19 protein-coding genes are annotated in these 20648 nt (G+C 67.3%); 5 read left to right on the top strand and 14 right to left on the bottom strand.

Annotated features, from left to right (window positions below; all coding sequences use genetic code 11):
• The 5 genes from K5K93_RS15505 to K5K93_RS15485 form a co-directional block, all read right to left on the bottom strand.
• Positions 1–675 carry a DUF484 family protein gene (locus K5K93_RS15505; RefSeq protein ID WP_100462415.1) on the bottom strand — a complete coding sequence of 225 codons (675 nt, stop codon included), beginning with the start codon at positions 673–675 and terminating at the stop codon, positions 1–3.
• Complete coding sequence (dapF, locus tag K5K93_RS15500; protein ID WP_222388351.1) at positions 672–1523, bottom strand: diaminopimelate epimerase; 852 nt, start codon at positions 1521–1523, stop codon at positions 672–674. The genes K5K93_RS15505 and dapF overlap by 4 nt, the downstream gene beginning before the upstream one ends.
• Complete coding sequence (locus K5K93_RS15495; protein WP_049465812.1) at positions 1516–1755, bottom strand: lipoprotein; 240 nt, start codon at positions 1753–1755, stop codon at positions 1516–1518. Before K5K93_RS15495 ends, dapF begins: the two co-directional genes overlap by 8 nt.
• Before the next feature lie 129 nt (positions 1756–1884).
• The gene (locus K5K93_RS15490) at positions 1885–2307 is read right to left on the bottom strand and encodes a YbaN family protein (RefSeq protein WP_222388350.1); all 423 of its coding nucleotides are present in this window, start codon (positions 2305–2307) and stop codon (positions 1885–1887) included.
• 56 nt (positions 2308–2363) lie between these two features.
• On the bottom strand, positions 2364–4496 hold the full coding sequence (locus K5K93_RS15485; RefSeq protein WP_222388349.1) for a S9 family peptidase: 2133 nt from the start codon (positions 4494–4496) through the stop codon (positions 2364–2366).
• A 203-nt stretch (positions 4497–4699) separates the two neighbouring features.
• On the opposite strand from K5K93_RS15485, the gene K5K93_RS15480 reads away from it, so the two are divergent.
• Positions 4700–5884 carry a pyridoxal phosphate-dependent aminotransferase gene (locus K5K93_RS15480; protein WP_222388348.1) on the top strand — a complete coding sequence of 395 codons (1185 nt, stop codon included), beginning with the start codon at positions 4700–4702 and terminating at the stop codon, positions 5882–5884.
• A gap of 120 nt (positions 5885–6004) precedes the next feature.
• Here K5K93_RS15480 and K5K93_RS15475 read toward each other — a convergent pair whose 3' ends face one another.
• Both K5K93_RS15475 and K5K93_RS15470 read right to left on the bottom strand, forming a co-directional pair.
• On the bottom strand, positions 6005–8101 hold the full coding sequence (locus K5K93_RS15475) for a prolyl oligopeptidase family serine peptidase (protein WP_222388347.1): 2097 nt from the start codon (positions 8099–8101) through the stop codon (positions 6005–6007).
• Between the two features lie 69 nt (positions 8102–8170).
• Positions 8171–8488 carry a hypothetical protein gene (locus tag K5K93_RS15470; RefSeq protein ID WP_093818049.1) on the bottom strand — a complete coding sequence of 106 codons (318 nt, stop codon included), beginning with the start codon at positions 8486–8488 and terminating at the stop codon, positions 8171–8173.
• A 126-nt stretch (positions 8489–8614) separates the two neighbouring features.
• Between K5K93_RS15470 and K5K93_RS15465 the strand changes: the two genes are divergently transcribed.
• The gene (locus K5K93_RS15465) at positions 8615–9214 is read left to right on the top strand and encodes a lipocalin family protein (RefSeq protein WP_222388346.1); all 600 of its coding nucleotides are present in this window, start codon (positions 8615–8617) and stop codon (positions 9212–9214) included.
• Positions 9215–9321: 107 nt separating this feature from the next.
• Here K5K93_RS15465 and K5K93_RS15460 read toward each other — a convergent pair whose 3' ends face one another.
• The 3 genes from K5K93_RS15460 to K5K93_RS15450 form a co-directional block, all read right to left on the bottom strand.
• The gene (locus tag K5K93_RS15460; protein WP_025877307.1) at positions 9322–10011 is read right to left on the bottom strand and encodes a methionine ABC transporter permease; all 690 of its coding nucleotides are present in this window, start codon (positions 10009–10011) and stop codon (positions 9322–9324) included.
• Positions 10008–11015, bottom strand: coding sequence for a methionine ABC transporter ATP-binding protein (locus K5K93_RS15455; RefSeq protein WP_025877309.1), 1008 nt, complete (start codon positions 11013–11015; stop codon positions 10008–10010). Before K5K93_RS15455 ends, K5K93_RS15460 begins: the two co-directional genes overlap by 4 nt.
• A gap of 161 nt (positions 11016–11176) precedes the next feature.
• Complete coding sequence (locus K5K93_RS15450) at positions 11177–12073, bottom strand: DMT family transporter (RefSeq protein ID WP_049465804.1); 897 nt, start codon at positions 12071–12073, stop codon at positions 11177–11179.
• Positions 12074–12156: 83 nt separating this feature from the next.
• Here K5K93_RS15450 and K5K93_RS15445 point away from each other — a divergent pair, with 83 nt between their 5' ends.
• The gene (locus tag K5K93_RS15445) at positions 12157–12639 is read left to right on the top strand and encodes a YajQ family cyclic di-GMP-binding protein (RefSeq protein ID WP_080149807.1); all 483 of its coding nucleotides are present in this window, start codon (positions 12157–12159) and stop codon (positions 12637–12639) included.
• 38 nt (positions 12640–12677) lie between these two features.
• On the opposite strand, the gene K5K93_RS15440 is transcribed toward K5K93_RS15445, so the two are convergent.
• The 3 genes from K5K93_RS15440 to K5K93_RS15430 form a co-directional block, all read right to left on the bottom strand.
• Positions 12678–13769 carry a helix-turn-helix domain-containing protein gene (locus K5K93_RS15440; protein WP_261311864.1) on the bottom strand — a complete coding sequence of 364 codons (1092 nt, stop codon included), beginning with the start codon at positions 13767–13769 and terminating at the stop codon, positions 12678–12680.
• 497 nt (positions 13770–14266) lie between these two features.
• On the bottom strand, positions 14267–15394 hold the full coding sequence (locus K5K93_RS15435) for an NAD(P)-dependent alcohol dehydrogenase (RefSeq protein ID WP_261311863.1): 1128 nt from the start codon (positions 15392–15394) through the stop codon (positions 14267–14269).
• Positions 15395–15411: 17 nt separating this feature from the next.
• Entirely contained in the window at positions 15412–16878 is a 1467-nt protein-coding gene (locus K5K93_RS15430) for a benzaldehyde dehydrogenase (RefSeq protein ID WP_222388344.1), read from the bottom strand.
• A gap of 195 nt (positions 16879–17073) precedes the next feature.
• Here K5K93_RS15430 and K5K93_RS15425 point away from each other — a divergent pair, with 195 nt between their 5' ends.
• Together K5K93_RS15425 and K5K93_RS15420 are read left to right on the top strand one after the other, a co-directional pair.
• Positions 17074–17640 carry a DUF1415 domain-containing protein gene (locus K5K93_RS15425; RefSeq protein ID WP_222388343.1) on the top strand — a complete coding sequence of 189 codons (567 nt, stop codon included), beginning with the start codon at positions 17074–17076 and terminating at the stop codon, positions 17638–17640.
• Entirely contained in the window at positions 17637–18437 is an 801-nt protein-coding gene (locus tag K5K93_RS15420) for an SDR family oxidoreductase (protein WP_222388342.1), read from the top strand. The genes K5K93_RS15425 and K5K93_RS15420 overlap by 4 nt, the downstream gene beginning before the upstream one ends.
• Before the next feature lie 168 nt (positions 18438–18605).
• On the opposite strand, the gene K5K93_RS15415 is transcribed toward K5K93_RS15420, so the two are convergent.
• Positions 18606–20636, bottom strand: a complete 2031-nt coding sequence (locus tag K5K93_RS15415; protein WP_222388341.1) for a M3 family metallopeptidase — start codon at positions 20634–20636, stop codon at positions 18606–18608.
• Between the last annotated feature and the right edge of the window lie 12 nt (positions 20637–20648).

Below are 20648 nucleotides of genomic sequence, written 5' to 3'. Positions count from 1 at the left end.
TCAATCCGCGAAGCGCTTGAGCCCGGTCACCAGGGCCTCGCCCATCATCCGCAGGAACAGCGTGCCCATGCCGGGATAGAAGCGGTTCGGATCATGGCTGCCCACCGCGATCAGGCCGACGCCCGGCAGCGGCAGCAATGCGGTGGTCTGCACTTCCTCGCTGCGCGCGCCGTACAGCACCGCGTTCTTGTCACTCTGCAGGCGGCCGCAGATCGGCTCGCCATCCTTCAGGCAGTCGCGGAACGGGCCCAGCTGCGCATCATCGGCAGCCAGCACCTGCAGCCACTCGGCCTGCTCCAGCCCCGCCACCGGCGCATGCACGACCAACCGCACCAGATCGCCGGCGAAGTCCTCCTGCAGCGATGCGGCCATCGCGCGCAGCGTATCGGCGGCGTTGTCCTGCTTCATCAGGGCCAGGGTGAGCTGATGCGTGCGCACCGCCAGCCGCTCGTTGACCTGCGCGGTCGCGCCCAGGTCGGCCAACCGTCGCGCCAGCTCGCGGTTCTTCTCCCGCAGCACTTCCAGCTGGTAGCTGGCCAGCGATGCGGTCGGGCCGTCATCGCGTGGCACCACCAGGGTCAGCGCCAGGTCCGGGAACTGCTTGAGGAAGCCCGGATGGCGCCGCAACCAGGCCGCGACTTCATGGGCACCGAGCTTGTCGACGGTCTCAGTCATGCGATCCACTCCCCTTCGAAGACGAATGCGGTCGGGCCCGCCATCACCACCGGCTGGCCATCGCCCGGCCACTGGATGCGCAGGTCGCCACCAGGCAGGCTGATGCGCGCATCGCGCTGCAGGCGGCCGCGCTGCATCAGGGTCACGGCGGCAGCGCAGGCGCCACTGCCACAGGCCAGGGTTTCACCCACGCCGCGCTCGAACACGCGCAGGCGCGCATGTTCCGGGCCCATCACCTGGGCGAAGCCCACGTTCACCGACTTCGGGAACGAGGCATGCTGCTGCAGCAGTCCGCCCACGCGCTCGACCGGTGCGGCATCGACCAGGCCCACTTCGATCACCGCGTGCGGATTGCCCATCGACACCGCCGCGAAGCGCACGGTCTCGCCCTGCAGTGGCAGCAGGTACTCCTCGCGCGGGTGGGCGAAGCCGATCAGCGGCACCTGCGCCGGATCGAACACCGGCACACCCATCGCCACCGCGTACTGGTCATTGCCCAGGACGTCCACGGCGTGGCTGGCCAGGGGGCTGTCGATGACGAAGCGATCGCCCTGCGCACTGCCCTCGCGCACCAGCCAGGCCGCGATGCAGCGCGCGCCGTTGCCGCACTGCTCGGAGTTGGAGCCGTCGGCGTTCCAGATCCGGTACGAAGCGACCGAGCCCTCGGCACGCGGCGGCTCGATGGTCAGGATCTGGTCGCAGCCGACGCCGGTATGGCGGTCGGCCAGTCGCGCGGCCAGTTCCGGGGTGGGCGGCGGGGTGCCGTCGCGCAGGTCGATCACTACGAAATCGTTGCCCGCCCCGTGCATCTTGCTGAAGCGCAGGCCGTTGGAAACCGCCTTACTCATTCCCGTCGTCCACCTTCTTGACCGGGTCCGGGGTCACCGACGGACTGCCGTCGCGGGGGTCCTGGGTGGCAGCGGGCGTGGTGTCGGTATCGGTGGCCGGTTCGACGGTTTCTTCCACCGGCACCGGCTTCTGCGGCAGCACCAGCGGGCCCTTGTTGCCGCATGCGGCGAGGAACAGCAGCGAGGCCGCTGCCAGCGGAATCAGGATGACATTGCGATGGGGGATGTTCATGCCCCGAGTATAGCCATTGGCGGCTGAGCGGTTGGTGCAGGGCGCCGGGCCACGCATCCGCCGGGCATGGCCCGGCGCTGCCGCAACCCAGCACCCCTGGTAGCGCCGGGCCATGCCCGGCCGGAGAGATCAATCGGCCGGCGGCAGCGGCCGGGTCCACAGCCAGATCGCCACCACGGTCATGCTGCCGATCGAGAACCACTTCACCCAGGCCACCGGCACGCACCACAGCATGATGCCGGCGCATACCGCCATGGTGATCGTGGCCATCCATTTGCCGTAGCGGCTGACCGCACCGTGGGCCTGCCAGTGGGTGATGGCCGGGCCGAAGCGCGGGTGCTGCAGCAGCCAGGCGTGCAGGCGCTCGGAGCCGCGCGAGGCGGCCCAGGCCGAGATCAGGATGAATACGGTGGTGGGCAGTCCCGGCACGAAGATGCCGACGATGCCGGTGCCCAGGCTGGCGTAGGCCAGCAGCCACCACGCCCAACGGAACCGCACCGGCCGGGCGGGCGTTGGCAGGTCCTTGCTGGCGGGCGGTTCGGGCGGGCGCATCGCGCAAGGATACCGAGCGCAGGTGGCGGCGGCGATATCACCGCCGCCACGATGCGTCATTCCGTCGCAGCACCGGCCGCGGGCGTTTCGATGCCCAGCTGCTGCAGCACGAATGCGTACGACTCGGACAGTTCGCGGTAACGCTGGAAGCGCCCGGACTTGCCGCCGTGGCCAGCTTCCATGTTGGTGCGGAACAGGATCGGGAAGGAGCTGGTGTTGTCATCGCGCAGCTTGGCCACCCACTTGGCCGGTTCCCAGTACTGCACCTGCGAATCCCACAGGCCGGTACCCACGAACAGCGCCGGGTACGCCTGCTTTTTCACGTTGTCGTAGGGCGAGTAGGACAGCATGTACTCGTAGTACGGCTTCTGCTCGGGGTTGCCCCACTCGTCATACTCGTTGGTGGTCAGCGGGATGGTCGGATCGAGCATGGTGGTGACCACGTCCACGAACGGCACCTGCGCCACCAGCACGCGGTAGTCCTGCGGCGCCTGGTTGGCAATGGCGCCCATCAGCAGGCCACCGGCGCTGCCACCGGACGCGGCGACACGATCCTTCGCCGCCCAGCCCTGTGCCACCAGGCCACGGGTGACGTCGATGAAGTCGTTGAAGGTGTTCTGCTTGTGCAGCAGCTTGCCGTTCTCGTACCAGTCGCGGCCCATTTCCTGACCACCGCGGATGTGGGCGATGGCGTACACCACGCCACGGTCGAGCAGGCTCACCGCCGTCTGGTTGAAGTAGGGGTCCATCGACATGCCGTAGCTGCCGTAGGCGTACTGGAACAGCGCGCCGGTGCCATCCTTCCTGTAGCCCTTGCGATAGACCAGCGACACCGGCACCTTCACCCCGTCGCGCGCGGTGATCCACACCCGGTCGGTCTCGTACTTCGAGGCGTCATAGCCGATCACCGGCTGCTGCTTCAGCTGGCGACGCTCGCCGGTGGCGGTGTTCAGTTCGTACACCGTGGTCGGCGTGGTCATCGAGGTGTACACGTAGCGCAGCCACGTGGTGTCAGCCTCGGTGTTGTCGCCCAGGCCCATCGAATAGGCCGGTTCGTCGGCCTTTACATAGTCGTTGCGACCGTCCTTGAACAGCAGGCGGATGCGCTCCAGGCCTTCTGAACGTTCGGCGATGGCGGTGTAGGTATCGAACAGTTCGAAGCCTTCGATGAACACCGCATCGTCATGGGCGATCCAGTCCTTCCACTGCGCACGCGAGGTGGCATCGGTCGGTGCGGTCACCAGCTTGAAGTTCTTCGCGCCATCGTTGGTGCGGATCACCCAGCGGCCGTCGTAGTGGTCGGCGTCGTACTCCACGTCGCGCTGGCGCGGGGCGAGCACGGTGAACGTGGTCGGGTCGCTGGCCGGCGCATAGCGCTCTTCGGAGGACACGGTGCTGTGCACGCCGATGGTGATGAACCGATCGTCGCGGGTGCGGCCGATGCCCATGTAGAAGCTGTCGTCCTTCTCTTCGTAAACGACGGTGTCGGCGCTGGCCGGGGTGCCCAGCACGTGCTTCTTCACCCGCACGGTCAGCAGGGTTTCCGGATCGTTCTCGACATACAGCACGGTGCGGTTGTCATCGGCCCAGACCAGGTCACCCGAGGTGCCGGTGATCGTGTCCGGCAGCACCGCGCCGGTGCTCAGGTCCTTGAAGCGGATGACGTACTGGCGGCGACCCACGTCATCGTCGGCCCAGGCCAGCAGCTGGTTGTCCTGGCTGACCTCCATCGAGCCGACGCTGAAATAGCCCTTGCCGGCAGCCATCGTGTTGACGTTGAGCAGGACTTCCTCCGGCGCGTCCATGCTGGCCTTGCGGCGTGCATGGATGGGATAGTCCTGGCCGGTCTCGTAGCGGCTGTAGTACCAGTAGCCGCGCTCGCGCGCCGGCACGCTGGCATCGTCCTGCTTGATGCGGCCGACGATCTCGCCGTACAGCGCGTCCTCCAGCGGCTTCAGCGGTGCCAGCAGCTGGTCGGCGTAGGCGTTCTCGGCCTGCAGGTAGGCCAGCATGGCCTTGTCCTCGCGCTTGTCGTCGCGCAGCCAGTAATAGTCATCGTTGCGGGTCGCGCCGAACGGCGCCTTGACCACGTGCGGACGCTTCTCAACATCCGGCGGAACGGGCGGGGTGGCGGCGGTAGCGGTGCTGGTCATCAGGCTCGCAAGCAACAGGCAGAGAGTGGATTTCATGAAATAAGGCTCCTTGATCGGCAATGCAATGGCGTCCTTGCGCCTGAGTCTGGGTGGCAGGGGGGCTGCGGGCAACCCTGCGGATCGTCATGGACGCGCGGAGGTAGTGCCGGCCGCTGGCCGGCAACGGCAGCAGACTGTTCATCCCGAGGTTGCCGGCCAGCGGCCGGCACTACCGGGACACCCGGCGTACCATGTGGGGCATGAGTACCCTGCCCCACACGCCGGGCTACAGCCGGCGCAGCCACGAAATCGCTCCCTTCCATGTGATGTCCCTGCTGGCCCGCGCACAGGCGCTGGAACAGGCCGGTCACGATGTGATCCATCTGGAGATCGGCGAACCGGACTTCACCACCGCCGAGCCGGTCGTGCGTGCCGGCCAGGCGGCGTTGGCCGCCGGCCACACCCGCTACACCGCCGCACGCGGCCTGCCGGTCCTGCGCCAGGCGATCAGCGGTTTCTATCGCAGTCATTACAGCCTGGATATCGACCCCGAACGCATCCTGGTCACGCCGGGCGGCTCCGGCGCGCTGCTGCTGGCCAGCAGCCTGCTGGTCGACCCGGGCCGCCACTGGCTGCTGGCCGATCCCGGTTATCCGTGCAACCGCCACTTCCTGCGGCTGGTGGAAGGCGGCGCGCAGCTCGTTCCGGTCGGCCCCGAAACGGCCTACCAGCTGACTCCTTCGCTGGTGCAGCAGTACTGGAACGCCGACAGCGTCGGCGCGCTGGTGGCGTCGCCGGCCAATCCCACCGGCACCGTGCTGTCAGCCGATGAACTGGCGGCCCTCTCGGCTTCGCTGCATGCGCGCGGCGGCCACCTGGTGGTCGACGAGATCTATCACGGCCTGACCTACGGCCTGGATGCAGCGAGCGTGCTGCAGGTCGATGACAGTGCCTTCGTGCTGAACAGCTTCTCCAAGTACTTCGGCATGACCGGCTGGCGACTGGGCTGGCTGGTGGCGCCACCGGCGGCGGTACCCGACCTGGAGAAGCTGGCGCAGAACCTGTACATCAGCGCTTCGAGCATCGCCCAGCACGCGGCCCTTGCCTGTTTCAGCGACGAGGCGATGGCGATCTTCGAGCAGCGCCGCCAGGCCTTCCAGCAGCGCCGCGACTTCCTGCTGCCGGCACTGCGCGAACTTGGCTTCCGCATCGAAGTGGAGCCGCAGGGGGCGTTCTACCTGTACGCCGACGTCAGCGCGTTCACCGATGACGCGCAGGCGTTCTGCGCGCACTTCCTGGAAACCGAGCACGTGGCATTCACCCCGGGCCTGGATTTCGGCTTCCATCGATCGAACCAGCACGTACGCCTGGCCTATACCCAGGAAGTGCCGCGGCTGCAGGAAGCGGTGGAGCGTATCGCGCGCGGGTTGAAACGATTCCGGTAGCGCCGGGCCGTGCCCGGCGAGCGCGCAGCGCGGCAAAGGAGCCGCCGGGCATGGCCCGGCGCTACCGTTCAGCGAATGCCCAACAAAGAACGCCGCCCGGGGGCGGCGTTCTTCATTTCATCATTTACCGCCCAACCGCTCCCACAGGAAGCTGTAGGCCAGTGCGGACATGTGCGCGGCCTGCGCGTTGTTGGCTGCACCGCCATGACCGCCTTCGATGTTCTCGTAGTAGGTCACGTCCTTGCCGGCATCGATCATCTTCGCGGCCATCTTGCGGGCGTGGCCCGGATGCACGCGGTCATCGCGGGTGGAGGTGGTGAACAGCACCGGCGGGTAGCTCTTCTTCGCGTCGAACAGGTGGTACGGCGAGAAGGTCTTGATGAACTCCCAGTCGCTGGTGTCCGGGTTGCCGTACTCGGCCATCCACGATGCGCCGGCCAGCAGGTGGCTGTAACGCTTCATGTCCAGCAGCGGAACCTGCACCACCACCGCACCGAACAGCTCCGGGTACTGGGTCAGCATGTTGCCGGTGAGCAGGCCACCGTTGCTGCCGCCCTGCACGCCCAGGTGCTTGGCAGAAGTGATCCTGCGGGTGACCAGGTCCTGGGCAACCGCGGCCATGTCTTCATAGGCCTTGTGACGGTTCTGCTTCAGCGCCGCCTGGTGCCAGCGCGGGCCGTACTCGCCACCACCACGGATGTTGGCAACCACGTACACGCCGCCCTTTTCCAGCCAGGCGCGGCCCATGCCGCCCGAGTACGACGGGGTCAGCGAAATCTCGAAACCACCGTAGCCGTACAGCAGGGTCGGGTTGGAACCGTCGAGCTTCATCGCCTTGTCGTGCACCACGAAGTACGGCACGCGGGTACCGTCCTTGCTGGTGGCGAAATGCTGCTCGATCACCTTGCCGTCGGCATCGAAGAACGCCGGCATGGTCTTGAGCACTTCCGGCGCCTTGCCGATGTCGGCGATCGCCAGGGTGGTCGGGGTCAGGTAATCGGTGGCGGTCAGCCACACTGCATCGCTGTCATTGCTGTCGACCGCACTGACGCCCAGGGTGCCGAAGGCCGGCGCGCCGACGAAATCGCTCTTCTGCCAGCCCTTGGCGGTCGAGGTCAGCACCGACAGGCGGTTCTTGACGTCGTCCAGCACATTCAGCACCAGGTGGTTCTTCGTCCACGAGGCACTGGCCAGCGAGGTGGTCGCGGTCGGGGTGAACAGCACCTCGAAATCACGCTTGCCGGCCAGGAAATCATCCAGCTTGGTCACCAGCAGCGCGCCGGAGGCGTAGGTCTTGCCCCCCACGGTCCACGGGTCGCGCAGTTCCAGGGTCAACCACTGCTTGTGCAGGCCCTTCTCGGCCGAGTTCGGCGCATCGATCCTGGTCAGCTTGCCATCGTCGCCGCGCAGGTAGATCTCGTTGTTGTAGAAGGCCAGCGTACGGCTGACCAGGTTGCGCTCGAAGCCCGGAGTGTCATCGTGCATCGCCGCGATGTACATGTCTTCCGGCTTGCCTTCGTAGACCAGGCTGGCGGCGGACATCGGCGTGCCACGCTTCCACAGCTTGGCCACGCGCGGGTAACCGGAGGTGGTCATCGAGCCGCTGCCGAAATCGGTGTAGACGAACACGGTGTCGCGGTCGATCCAGCTCAGGCCGCCCTTCGATTCGGGACGGAAGAAGCCGTCCTTGATCCAGCTCTTGCTGGTCAGGTCGAACTCGCGGGTGACATCGGCGTCGGCACCACCGCGCGACAGCGCGATCAGGCAGCGGCTGTAGTCCGGACGCAGGCAGTCGGCGCCGTGCCAGACCCAGTTCTCGTTCTCGGCCTTGTTCAGCGCATCCAGGTCGAGCACGGTCTCCCAGGTCGGCGAGGCCTTGCGGTACTCGGCCAGGGTGGTGCGACGCCACAGGCCGCGCTCGTGCTGCTTGTCCTTCCAGAAGTTGTAGTAGTAATCGCCGATCTTCTGCACGCCGGGAATCTTGGCGTCCGAATCAAGCACCTCGCGGATGCTGCTCTCCATCTGCTTGAAGGCCGGGGTCTGCGCCAGGCGCGCTTCGGACTTGGCGTTCTGTTCCTTGACCCAGGCCAACGGCTTGTCGCCGGTGACGTCCTCCAGCCAGGCGTAACGGTCGGTGTCTTCAGCGGCCACGGCGGTACCCACCGAGGCAGCGGTCATCATGCCGGCCAGCAGGCAGGCGGAAGCGAATCGTGACATTGCAGCTCCAGGCAGTCATTAGCCGTGAAACGCTAGCATGGATCACCGGGGCCGCCCCCGTGTCGAAGGTCAGGCCGTGGCGGTGTGCGCCTTGCGCGTACGCGTGGGGGAGCGCCGCCGGGCCTGCCCATGGTCGCGTTGCAGCGAGCGGAGCATGGCCAGCGTTGGCAACGGGCAGCGCAGCAGTGCCCACCAGGCCGCCAACGGCATGCCGACCAGCCACAGCGGCAACCAGCCCAGCCAGGCACTGCTGCCACGCGCGGCCGGCCACACCAGCACCACGGCCAGGCCAGCGAGGGCGAGCTGCGGCACCACCCGCAACAGGCGCGGATCGGCGCGTTCGCTGACGCGTTCAGTTGGCCGGCGGTGGCGGGGACGGGTGCGCATGCGGATTCTCCGGGGGTCGATGCCGGCCAGCTTGGCTGTGGGGCTTCTCACCGGCTGCGACACCATTGACGGATGGCCTGCACACAGTGACCATGCGCGGGCAAGCCCACTGGAGCCCGCCGCCGCATGACCTCGATCCGCCCGCTCTGCGCTGTGTTGCTGGCCCTGTCCCTGGGCGGTCCGGCAGTGGCTGCCAATTCCCCACCGTCGTCCCGCAACAGCGCCGCGGAAGCCTCTGCAGATGGGGCGATCGACCTGCAGCGCTTCATGGGGACCTGGTACGTGATCGGCCGCGTGCCGAACTTCATCGAGCGCGGCCACGTCACCAGCGTCAATCAGTACGAGCTGCGCGAGGACCACAAGGTCGCCATCACCTATCGCTACCGCGATGGTTTCGGTGAGCCGCTGCAGGAAATCCGTGCGCGCGCCAGCGTCGATCCCGACAGTGGCAACCATGGCTGGCGCACCTGGTTCTACCGGGTCGTGCCGACCCATTCGCGGGTACTGGAAGTAGCACCGGACTATTCCTGGGCGCTGATCGGCTACCCGGGCCGCGAGATGGCCTGGATCTTCGCGCGCACACCTGACATGGACAAGGCCCTGTACAAGGACCTGGCCGAACGCCTGCGCGACGAGTACGGGGTGAACACCGACAAGCTCAAGCGCGTGCCGCAGCACCCCGAGCAGGTGGGCAAGCTGGGCTACGAAGTACCGAACGTGCGTTGACTGCGCACGGTGGTAGTGCCGGCCAGCGGCCGGCACTACCAGACATGAAGTTGCCGGCCAGCGCCCGGCACTACCGTGAACGATGCCGGGCGCCGCCCGGCATTCTGTTATCTGCGGCTGTAATGCGCGACCAGGCGGTCGCCGAGCATCTGCAGCAGCTGCACCAGCACCAGCAGCAGGACCACCGTGACCAGCGCCACGTCGGTGTGCGAGCGCTGGTAGCCGTCGCGGAAGGCCAGGTCGCCCAGGCCACCGGAACCGATCGCACCGCCCATCGCGGTGAAGCCGATCAGGGCCACGGTGGTCACCGTAGCACCGGCAATCAGGCCCGGCCGCGCTTCGGGCAGCAGCACGCGGGTGACCAGCTGCCAGGTCGTGGCACCCATTGCCTGGGTCGCCTCGATCACGCCACGGTCCACTTCACGCAGCGCGGTTTCCACCAGCCGCGCATAGAACGGCGCAGCGCCGATGACCAGCGGCACGATCGCGCCACGCACGCCCAGCGAGGTGCCCATCATGAACAGGGTGACCGGGATCAGCACAATCATCAGGATGATGAAGGGCACCGAGCGCAGCAGGTTCACCACCAGCGCCAGCACGCCGTAGGCAACCGGCCGGCGTTTCAGCTGTGGCGCACCGAACAGGTACAGCAGCACACCCAGCGGCAGGCCGATGGCCAGGGTCAGCGGCAGCGAACCGGCCAGCATCAGCAGGGTGTCGATGGTGGCCTGGCCGATGTCGGCCCACTTGCCTGCATCCAGGTGACGGAAGAAGCCGCCAGCGGTGGCGATGATCATCGACGCAGTTCCTCAACGTGCACGCCGGCGGCCACGAACGCGGCCTGCGCGGCGGACTGGTCGCCGCCCACCAGGGCGACGATCAGCTGGCCATACGGGGTGTCCTTGATCCGGTCGATACGGCCGGACAGGATGTTGTAGTCGACCCCGGTCTGCCGCGCGACGCTGCCGAGCAGGGGTTCGTAGGTGTCGGCGCCAAGGAAGGTCAGGCGCACGACACGGCCACCGACCGCGTCGAAATCGCGGTGCAGCGTCCCCTCGTCCACCTGTTCCGATTCGCTGACGAAGCGGCGCGTGGTCGGGTGCTGAGGATGCAGGAACACCTTCGTCACCGGCCCGGTCTCGACCAGCTGGCCGGCATCGAGCACCGCCACCCGATCGCAGACGCGACGGATCACATCCATCTCGTGGGTGATCAGCACGATGGTCAGGCCCAGCTCGCGGTTGATCTTCGACAGCAGTGCCAGCACCGACGCCGTGGTCTGCGGGTCGAGCGCACTGGTGGCCTCGTCGCACAGCAGGATCTGCGGGCGGGTGGCCAGCGCACGGGCGATGCCCACGCGTTGCTTCTGGCCGCCCGACAGCTGCGCCGGGTACTTGTCCGCATGCGCCTGCAGGCCCACGGTCTGCAGCAGCTCGGCGACGCGCGCATCGATCTCGGCCTTCGGCGTACCGGCCAGCTCCAGCGGGAAGGCGACATTGCCGGCCACCGTGCGCGAGGACAGCAGGTTGAAGTGCTGGAAGATCATGCCGATCCGGCGGCGCAGCGCGCGCAGGCCTTCCGGATCCAGCGCGGTGACATCTTCGCCGGCGATCAGCAGGCGGCCACCACTGGGCTCCTCCAGGCGGTTGATCATGCGGATCAGCGTCGATTTGCCCGCACCGGAATGACCGATGATGCCGAACACCTCGCCGGCCTCGATGGTCAGGTCCAGCGGCTGCAGCGCGCTGACCGCGCGGCCGGCAACGGCATAGGATTTGTGCAGGCGCTGGAACTCGATCACGGGATCAGCTCACCGGAAGGGCGATGGAAGGGGGCGTGCAGCCTACCAGCGCCGGCGCTCGCGCGCCCGCGCCATGGGCCAGAATGTTATTCCTTTTGGTTCTAAGCCGCCCACGTCGGTACATCGGCGGCGGTCAGAGCCCCTTCCCCAGCCAGATCGGTTCAGGGATGGTCCAACGGTTTCGGCGGCTCCTGCCGGTTCACCCGTTCGCGGTGCAGCAGGTACAGGCCCGAGGCGACGATGATTGCCGCGCCTGCCCAGGTGTAGCCATCGGGCAGCTGCCCCCAGAAGGCCAGGTCCCAGCCGATCACCCAGACCAGGCCGCTGTATTCGAGCGGTGCGATCATCGAGGCCTCACCCAGCTGGAAGGCCTTGGTCAGCGCGATCTGGCCCAGCGCCCCGGCCAGGCCCATGCCGGCAATCAACGGCGCATGCGCCAGCTGCAGCGGTACCCAGCCGGGAATAGCCAGCAGCCCGGCGCCGATGGCCATGATGACCAGGAACCAGACCACCATCGACTGCGAGGTATCGGTGCGGGTCAGCAGGCTGACGGTGATCGCGGCGATGGCATAGGCGGTGGCGGCGGCCAGCACCATCAGGCCCGGCACCGAGATGAAACCGCCCACGCCCGGCCGCAGCACCACCAGCACGCCGACCAGGCCGATGCCGATGGCGACCCAGCGCCGCGGCCCGACCCGCTCGCCCAGCAGCGGCACCGACAGTGCGGCAATCAGCAGCGGCGCGACGAAATAAATGGTGTAGGCGGTGGACAGCGGCAGGTCGCGCAGGGCGAACACGAAGCAGCCGATCATCGCCATGCCCAGCCCGCCGCGCAGCAGGTGCAGCCCCCAGCGGCGCGGGATCAGCGAGCGTGGCCCGGCACTGGCCAGCACCCAGACCAGCACGAAGGGCAGCGACGCCGCGCCACGCAGGAAGGTGACCTGCAGCGAGGGATAGCCGGCCGAGAGCTGCTTCATGCCGGCGTCCATCAGCGAGAAACAGGCGACAGCAGCGACCATCCAGGCCACGGCGCGCGAAGGGGAGCGTTGCACGTTCATGGCCCATTATCGCCGACCACGGGCGTTGCCGCCGCGACCGGCGCGATAGAATGGCCGCCACTGATTTCTGCGGAGTAACGCCCATGCCTTCCTTCGACGTCGTGTCCGAAGTCGACACCCACGAGCTGACCAACGCCATCGACCAGGCCAACCGTGAACTGGCCACCCGCTTCGACTTCAAGGGCGTGGATGCGAAATTCGAGCGCGATGGCGATGTCATCAACCAGACCGCACCGACCGAATTCCAGCTCAAGCAGATGAACGACATCCTGCGTGCGCGCCTGGCCGCGCGCGGTATCGACGTGCTGAGCCTGGAGTTTGGTGACATCGAGACCAACCTGGCCCAGGCGCGGCAGAAGATCACCGTCAAGCAGGGCATCGAGCAGAAGATCGCCAAGAAGATCGCCGCTGCGCTGAAGGACGCCAAGCTGAAAGTGGAAAGCCAGATCAACGGTGACAAGCTGCGCGTGCAGGGCAAGAAGCGCGACGACCTGCAGGACGCCATCGCGGTGCTCAAGGCCGGCAAGTTCGACCTGCCGCTGCAGTTCAACAACTTCCGCGATTGATCAACACCGCGATGTAGCGCCGGCCTCGGTGGCCGGCCTCACTCGCGCAGCAGTCTGTACAGCGTTGTCCGCGAGATGCCGAGCTGGCGTGCGGCGAGGCTGAGGTTGCCGTCGGCAGTATGGGCGGCTCGCCTTGCCGCATCGCGCTGCTGGTCACGCAATGGTGCCGCTTGCACGGGCGCTGCGGCCGTAGCCGGTGAACGTGTCCGTGCGGCGCGCGGTGCCTGCAGGTGCTGCAGATGGACCGCACTGCCCTCGCCCAGTCGCACCCGATGCGCAGGGCCGGGCTGCAGCAGTCGACGTCGCTGCGCAGCGCTGGCGCCGGCAAACAGTGTTTCCAGCGAAAGCAGCGGCAGCGGCCCACGCCGCGGCAGTCCGAGCAGACGCCGGGCGACGCGATTGGCGCAAAGCAACTGGCCGTCTTCCTGCACCGCCAACAGGCCCTGCAGCGGAGATGCCAGCCAGCGCGGATCATGCTGTACCGCCAGCAGGTGGACATCCCTGAGCGTGTGGATCAAGCGGTTCTCGATGGCCAGCGCCGCCTGCCGGAAATAGCCCTGCAGCAATGCCGGGTCACGTTCCCCCAGGCCGGTGATGTCGATCGCACCGCAGACCTGCCCCTGCAGGTCATGCAGCGGCTCACTCAGGCAGAACACGGGGGCGAACCGCTGCAGATAGTGTTCATTGCCGCGTACCAGCGCGGGCAGGTCGTCGGCCAGGCTGACCGCAGGCGCGGTGGTGCCGATCTCGGCCTCGCCCAGCCGCCGGCCCACCTGGATCGGCCGCAGCAGCGGCGCATCTTCCAGGCCATGGGCGCGATGCACGATCACCATGCCCTCGCCGTTGGCGCAGAACATCGTCCACCCACGCGCACCGAACGCCGCCCACAACTGCTCCAGTTCCGGCTGCACGCAACGCGCCAGGCGGCGGTCATCGCGGGACTCCAAGCGGTGTCCATTGCCCTGCAACGGCGGATAATACGGCTCCTGCCCGGGGCGCACACCGGCCGCATGCGAGCGCTGCCAGGACTGCTGCAACGGCAGGGGCAGCATCGCCAGCGACTGCACGTCACCCTCGGCGAAGGCGGCCCGAGCCGCCACCAGCTGCTGTTGCCCGACTGTCGTGGCCATCATGCATGCAGCGTACACCCACGCACGCCATGCCCGCGTTACGTGCCAACAACGGAGCGTTTCCAATTTCGTCCGGCATTCATCCACGCATGGCGTGGATCCACGTGCCGACCAGGGTCGACACCCACCAACAGCAGCGGGAACCCGTCGAAGGCGGGGTGGGTCCGGTTGCGGGGGCGTGAGCCGCATGGGCCCGAGGCATGCCTCGGGCGGGTTGGGCAGGACGCCCAACCCGGGCCTTGCCGTGTGCGCAGGACAGCGCACACGAGCAAGCGGCGACCGAGCTTACATGGGTGAGGGCGCTTTGCTTGCGAAGCACTGCTTCGCAAGCGCCCGAACGCACAGCCGCCAGCGGCTGGGCCGGGCCCCGGAGGGGGACTTGCAGCGTCCCCCGCAACCGGACCCACCCCGCCATCCCACGGAATGCCCGCTTTTGCCGTTGCCGTTGCCGTTGATTCGGCAGGTGCAGGGCGCAGCCCTGCAAACCCACCCTCACCTCACGCCGCGATCCGCAGAATCGGCTTCAGCGTAATCCCCCTCGTGCTGTCCTCGGCCGCCTGGTTGATCTGCTCCAGCGGATAGAACTTCACCAGCCTGTCGAACGGGAAGCGCCCCTGCTGGTACAGCGTCACCAGCTGCGGAATGAACACCTGCGGCACGCTGTCGCCCTCGACAATGCCGCGGATGCTGCGGCCGCCCAGCAGCAGGTTGTTCACATCGAAACTGGCAGTGGTGCCCAGCTTCGGCGCACCGACCACGCCCATCATGCCAAGCCCGCCGAGCGCTTCGATGCCGGCCGACAGCACTTCCGGGCGCCCGGTCGATTCCAGCGCGAAATCGGCACCACCACCGGTGATCGCGCGTACCGCCTCGATCACATCGGTCTGGCGGCTGTTGACCACATGGGTGGCGCCCAGCTCCATGGCCAACTGCAACCGCGAGGGCACCACGTCGATGGCGATGATGGTGGTGGCACCGGCGACCTTGGCCGCCATCACCGCACTCAGGCCGACCGCACCGGCGCCATAGCTGGCGAAGCTGCTGCCCGATCGCACCTGCAGCGCGTTGAGCACCGCACCGGCACCGGTCTGGATGCCGCAGCCCAGCGGACCGAGCAGCTCCAGCGGCGCATCGTCAGGCACCTTGATCGCATTGATCTCGCGCGCCAGCGCAAACGTAGCGAACGACGATTGTGCAAAGAAGTGATCGTGCAGCGGTTGGCCCTGTGCATCGGTGATGGCGGTATGGCCGTGGCCATCATCACCACCGAAATTCAGCGCGAAGAAATCGCGGCAGTACGCACCGTGGCCCCCACGACAGGGATTGCAGTGGCCGCATTGGCCGTAGGTCAGCACGACATGATCGCCAGCCTTCAGTTCGCGTACGTTGGGGCCGACCGCCTCGACAATGCCCGCACCCTCATGGCCCAGCACTGCCGGCAGCGGCACCGGATAGTACTGGTCACGCACGATCAGGTCGGTATGGCACAGGCCGGTCGCTACGATCTTCACCAGCACTTCGTCGTCCTGCGGGCCCCGCAGGCGCGCCTGTTCAATGACAAAGGGCAGTTCCTTGCCGCGCACCACCGCTGCGGTGATGTCACGCGATCCACTGTTGCTGCTCATCGTTGCGTTCTCCTCGATCAGATGGGATAGGCCGGGGCTTCGCCCTTGACCGTCATCCATTGCCACTGGGTGAATTCCTCCACGTTGGACGGGCCGCCGATGCTGGTGCCGTTGCCGGACGCCCCTACCCCGCCGAAGGGATTGATGACCTCGTCGTTCACGGTCTGGTCGTTGATGTGCAGCAGACCGGTGCGCAGGCGCTCGCCCAGCTTCAGCGCGCGGCCGACATTGCGGGAGACGATCGCCATCGACAGGCCGTACTCGCTGTCATTGGCCAGGCGCACGGCTTCGTCGTCGTCATCGAACGGCACCACCACCGCTACTGGCGCGAAGATCTCTTCGTTGAACGCCGGATTGTCGACACTGACGTTGCCGAGCACGGTGGGTGCGAAGAACAGGTCCTGGTGGGTGCCGCCGGTTTCAAGCGTGGCACCCGCCTTCACCGCGTCGTCGACCACACGCGCCGCATGGTCGCGTTGCGCGGCATTGATCAGTGGGCCCAGCGCAACATCCTCGCGTGCCGGGTCACCCACCTTCAGCGACTTCGCCTTGGCCACCAGCTTCTGCAGGAAGGCCTGGTGGATGCCGCGCTGTACCAGCACACGGCCGGTGGCCATGCAGATCTGGCCCTGGTGCAGGTACACGCCCCAGGCGGTGTTGGCCACGGCCAGGTCGAGATCGGCATCGTCAAGGATGATCAGCGCGTTCTTGCCGCCCAGCTCCAGCGACACCTTTTTCAGGTGCTTGCCGGCGGCTTCGCCAACCTTGCGTCCGGCCGCCGTCGAGCCGGTGAACTGGATCATCGCCACATGCGGGTCGCTGGTCAGCGCGGCACCGGCGGCGCCGTCGCCGGGCAGCATCTGCAGCACCCCCTGCGGAAGACCAGCCTGCTCGAACAGGCGTGCGATCACCGCACCACCACACACCGCCGTGCGCGGGTCCGGCTTGAGCACCACGGCATTGCCGAGCGCGATCGCCGGCGCCACCGCGCGCATCGCCAGGTACAGCGGGAAATTGAACGGGGAGATCACCCCCACCACACCCAGCGGACGGCGCCGCGCCAGGTTCAGCCGCCCAGGTTCGGACGGCAGGATCTCACCCACGCTGCGCGAAGGCAGCGCGGCGGCCTCATGCAGCGCCTTGATGGTCACCTTGGCTTCGAAACCGGCCTTCAGGCGGGTGGAGCCACTTTCACGGACCAGCCAGTCGATCAGCGTGTCGATGTTTTCTTCAGCCAGGCGTGCAGCCTTGCGCAGCACCTGGGCGCGCTGTTCGTACGGCGCTGCCACCCATGCCTGTTGCGCCTGCGCCGCCGCGGCCGCCGAACGTGCGACCTGCGCCGCATCGGCCAGGCCGATTTCGCCAAGCGATTGCCCGGTGGCGGGCTCGATCACCGGCTGGCGCTGTGCAGCGGCGCTCCATTGACCGTCGAAGAAGGCGCCTGACCAGAGTGCGTCCGGCAGCCATGGGGAAGATGCAGTCATGAAAAGTCCTCCTGTGTCGTGCCGCCATTGCACGCCTGGCCCGCAGCGTCGGCAATCGGCCATTGGCGTGATGTCGGCAAGGGATTGAATCGACGGGAATTTCCAGCATCGCCGTTGTCCAGTTCCTGGACAGTGAACGGCGCCCCTGCAGCGGCCCGCCTACAATGGCTACCCCCGCCAGCCGATGCGCCCGCCATGACCGACACCCCCCTGCCCACCGATGACCCGATCGCCGCCACCCGCCTGTGGCTGGAGCGCATCGTCATCGGCCTGAACCTGTGCCCGTTCGCCAAGGCGGTGTACGTGAAGGACCAGGTCCGCATCGTGCTGAGCGACGCGACCACACCCGAAGCCCTGGTGGAAGAACTGGCCGAAGAACTGGTGCTGCTGCGCGACACGCCGGCCGAGCAGATCGATACCACCCTGATCGTGCATCCGCATGTACTGACCGACTTCCTCGACTACAACGACTTCCTCGACAACGCCGATGCGGCGATCGAGGCGCTGGACCTGCAGGGCATCCTGCAGGTGGCCAGCTTCCATCCGGACTACCAGTTCGATGGCGTCGCCGCCGATGACGCCAGCAACTACACCAACCGCGCGCCCTACCCCACCCTGCACCTGCTGCGCGAAGACAGCGTGGCACGCGCGGTGGATGTCTACCCGGACCCGGACGTGATCGTCGAGCGCAACATCCAGACCCTGGACCGGATCGGTGTCGAGGGCTGGCACCGTCGCCTGCGCGGCGACGACCTGTCATGAGCACGGTGCCGCCGATTGCCACCTGGCCGGCCGCGCCACTGCACGGCAGGGTGGTGCTGGTCACCGGCGGTGCCAACGGCATCGGCCGCGGCATCGCCCAGGCGGTGCTCGGGGCCGGCGGCCGTGTGCTGATCGGCGATCTGGACGTAGAGGCGGGCCAGGCCTGCCTGGCCGAATGGCAGCGCGGCGATGATGCCGCGTTCCAGCGGCTGGACATCACCGACGAAAGCAGCGTGCGCGACTTCATCGCGGCGGCCCTGCAACGCTTCGGGCGCATCGACGGCCTGGTCAACAATGCCGGCATCGCCGGGCCGCACGGCACCCTGCTGCAGGACATGGACTGGGAAGAATGGCAGCGCCGGCTGTCATCGCTGCATGGCGCGTTCCTGTGCAGCAAGCACGCATTGCCGGCGTTGTCGGCCGACGCAGGCGCGATCATCAACATCGCATCGACGCGCGCCTGGCAGTCCGAGGCGCACAGCGAAGCCTACGCTGCGGCCAAGGGCGGGCTGGTGGCCTTCACCCACGCTCTGGCCATCAGTGCGGGGCCGGCGGTGCGGGTGAACAGCATCAGCCCCGGCTGGATCAGCACCGATGCCTGGCAGGCGCCGTCACGCCAGCACGTGCCGCAGTACTCGGCCACCGACCACGCCCAGCATCCGGTTGGCCGCGTCGGCGAACCCGAGGACATCGGCGCACTGGCGGTGTACCTGCTGTCCTCGTTGTCCGGCTTCAGCACCGGCCAGGACTTCATCGTCGACGGCGGCATGACCCGGAAGATGATCTACGCCGATTGAAAGCGGGACGCCCCGGTAGCGCCGGGCCATGCCCGGCGGCTTTCCTGCGCCGCGCTACGTGCTCGCCGGGCATGGCCCGGCGCTACCGGAGCGCTGCCCTTTTCTGCGTTTACGCCATGCCGGAGCATTCCGGTAGATCCACGCCATGCGTGGATGGCGGCAACGTGCTTACGCCATGCCCGAATGGCGCAGCAGCGCGTCGATCTGCGGCGCACGGCCGCGGAAGGCCTTGAAGTTCTCGGCAGCCGGGCGACTGCCGCCGCGCGACAGCACCTCGTCGCGGAAACGCGCGCCGGTTGCGGCCAGCGCCTGCGGTGCTTCCTCTAACGCGGCGTAGGCATCGGCGCTCAATACTTCGGCCCACTTGTAGCTGTAGTAACCGGCGGCATAGCCACCGGCGAAGATATGGCTGAACTGGTGCGGGAAGCGATTCCAGCTCGGCGGATGGTTCACCGCCACTTCCGCACGCACCCGCTCAAGCAGTGCCAGCACGCTGTCCTGCGCCGCCTCGAACTGGCTGTGCAGCAGCATGTCGAACAGACCGAATTCCAACTGGCGCACGGTGGCCATGCCGCTGTGGAAGTTGCGTGCGGCCAGCATGCGCTCGTACAGCGCGCGCGGCAGCGGCTCGCCGGTTTCCACATGCGCGGTCATGCCCTGCAGGTGGTCCCATTCCCAGCAGAAGTTCTCCATGAACTGGCTGGGCAGCTCCACCGCATCCCACTCCACTCCGTTGATGCCGGCCACGCCCAGTTCGCCGATGCGGGTCAGCAGCTGATGCAGGCCATGGCCCATTTCATGGAACAGCGTGGTCACTTCATTGTGGCTGAAGGTTGCCGGCTTGCCATCGGCACCACGGCCGAAGTTGCACACCAGGTACACCAGCGGCGTCTGTACGCTGCCATCGGCGCGCTCGCGGCGGTTGCGGCAGTCATCCATCCACGCGCCGCCACGCTTGCCCTCGCGGGCGTACAGGTCCAGGTAGAACTGGCCCACCAGGGCGCCCTGCGCATCCACCAGGCGGAAGAAGCGCACGTCCTCATGCCAGACCGGCGCGCTGTCTTCCTGCACGCGCAGGCCGTACAGCTGCTCGATCACCGAGAACAGGCCGCCCAGTACCTTCGGTTCGGTGAAATACTGCTTCACTTCCTGCTCGGAGTAGCTGTAACGCGCCTGCTTCAGGCGGTCGGCGGCGAACGCCAGATCCCAGGCCTGCAGGCTGTGGATACCGAGATGCTCGCGGGCGAACTGCTCCAGCCCGGCGCGGTCCTTGGCGGCGAACGGCTTGGCGCGCGCTGCCAGGTCACGCAGGAAGCCCAGCACTTCGGCGGGGTCGCTGGCCATCTTGGTGGCCACCGAATAATCGGCGTAGGAATCAAAGCCCAGCAGCGCGGCCAACTCGGCACGCAGTGCAAGGATGCGATCGATGTTGCCGCCGTTGTCCAGTGCATCGTCGCCGAACTCGGAAGCGCGTTGCGCGCTGGCGCGATACAGGATCTCGCGCAGGTCGCGGTCCTCGCCCCAGGTCTGCACCGGCAGGTAGCACGGCATCTGCAGGGTCAGCTTCCAGCCCGCCTTGCCGTCCTTTTCCGCAGCGGCGCGTGCAGCAGCCTTCACGTCGTCCGGCACGCCGGCCAGGCGCGCCGGGTCTTCGACGATCAGCGACCACGCATCGGTGGCGTCGAGCACGTTCTGCGAGAACTTCGCCGACAGCGCCGACAGTTCCTCCTTGATGGCGGAAAAACGCTGCTGCGCGTCCGCATCCAGTTCGGCACCGCCGAGGCGGAAATCACGCAGGGTGTTGTCCATCACTTTGCGGCGCGCCTCATCGAAACCGGCCGCTTCGGTGCTGGCCGCCAGCGCCTGGTACTGGCGGTACAGCGCCAGGTTCTGGCCCAGCGCACTGGCAAAACGGGTCACCCGCGGCAGGTTGCTGTTGTAGGCCTCACGCAGCTCCGGCGTGTTGACCACGCCCTGCAGGTGGCCCACCAGGCCCCAGGCGCGCCACAGGCGTTCGGTGGCGTCGTCCAGCGGGGTGACGAAGGTCTGCCAGGTTACCGGCTGCACCTGCTCGGCAGCGCTGACCGCCGCTTCGGCCTGCGCCAGCAGCACGTCCAGCGCCGGCGCCACATGCTCGGGGCGGATCGCCTCGAAGCGCGGCAGGCCGGAAAAATCGAGCAGGGGGTTGGCAACGGTCACGGCAGGTCTCCA

It is taken from the genome of Stenotrophomonas sp. DR822 (assembly GCF_019793815.1).
GTDB classification, from domain to species: domain Bacteria; phylum Pseudomonadota; class Gammaproteobacteria; order Xanthomonadales; family Xanthomonadaceae; genus Stenotrophomonas; species Stenotrophomonas indicatrix.
This window is presented reverse-complemented; position numbering and strand designations above follow the sequence as displayed.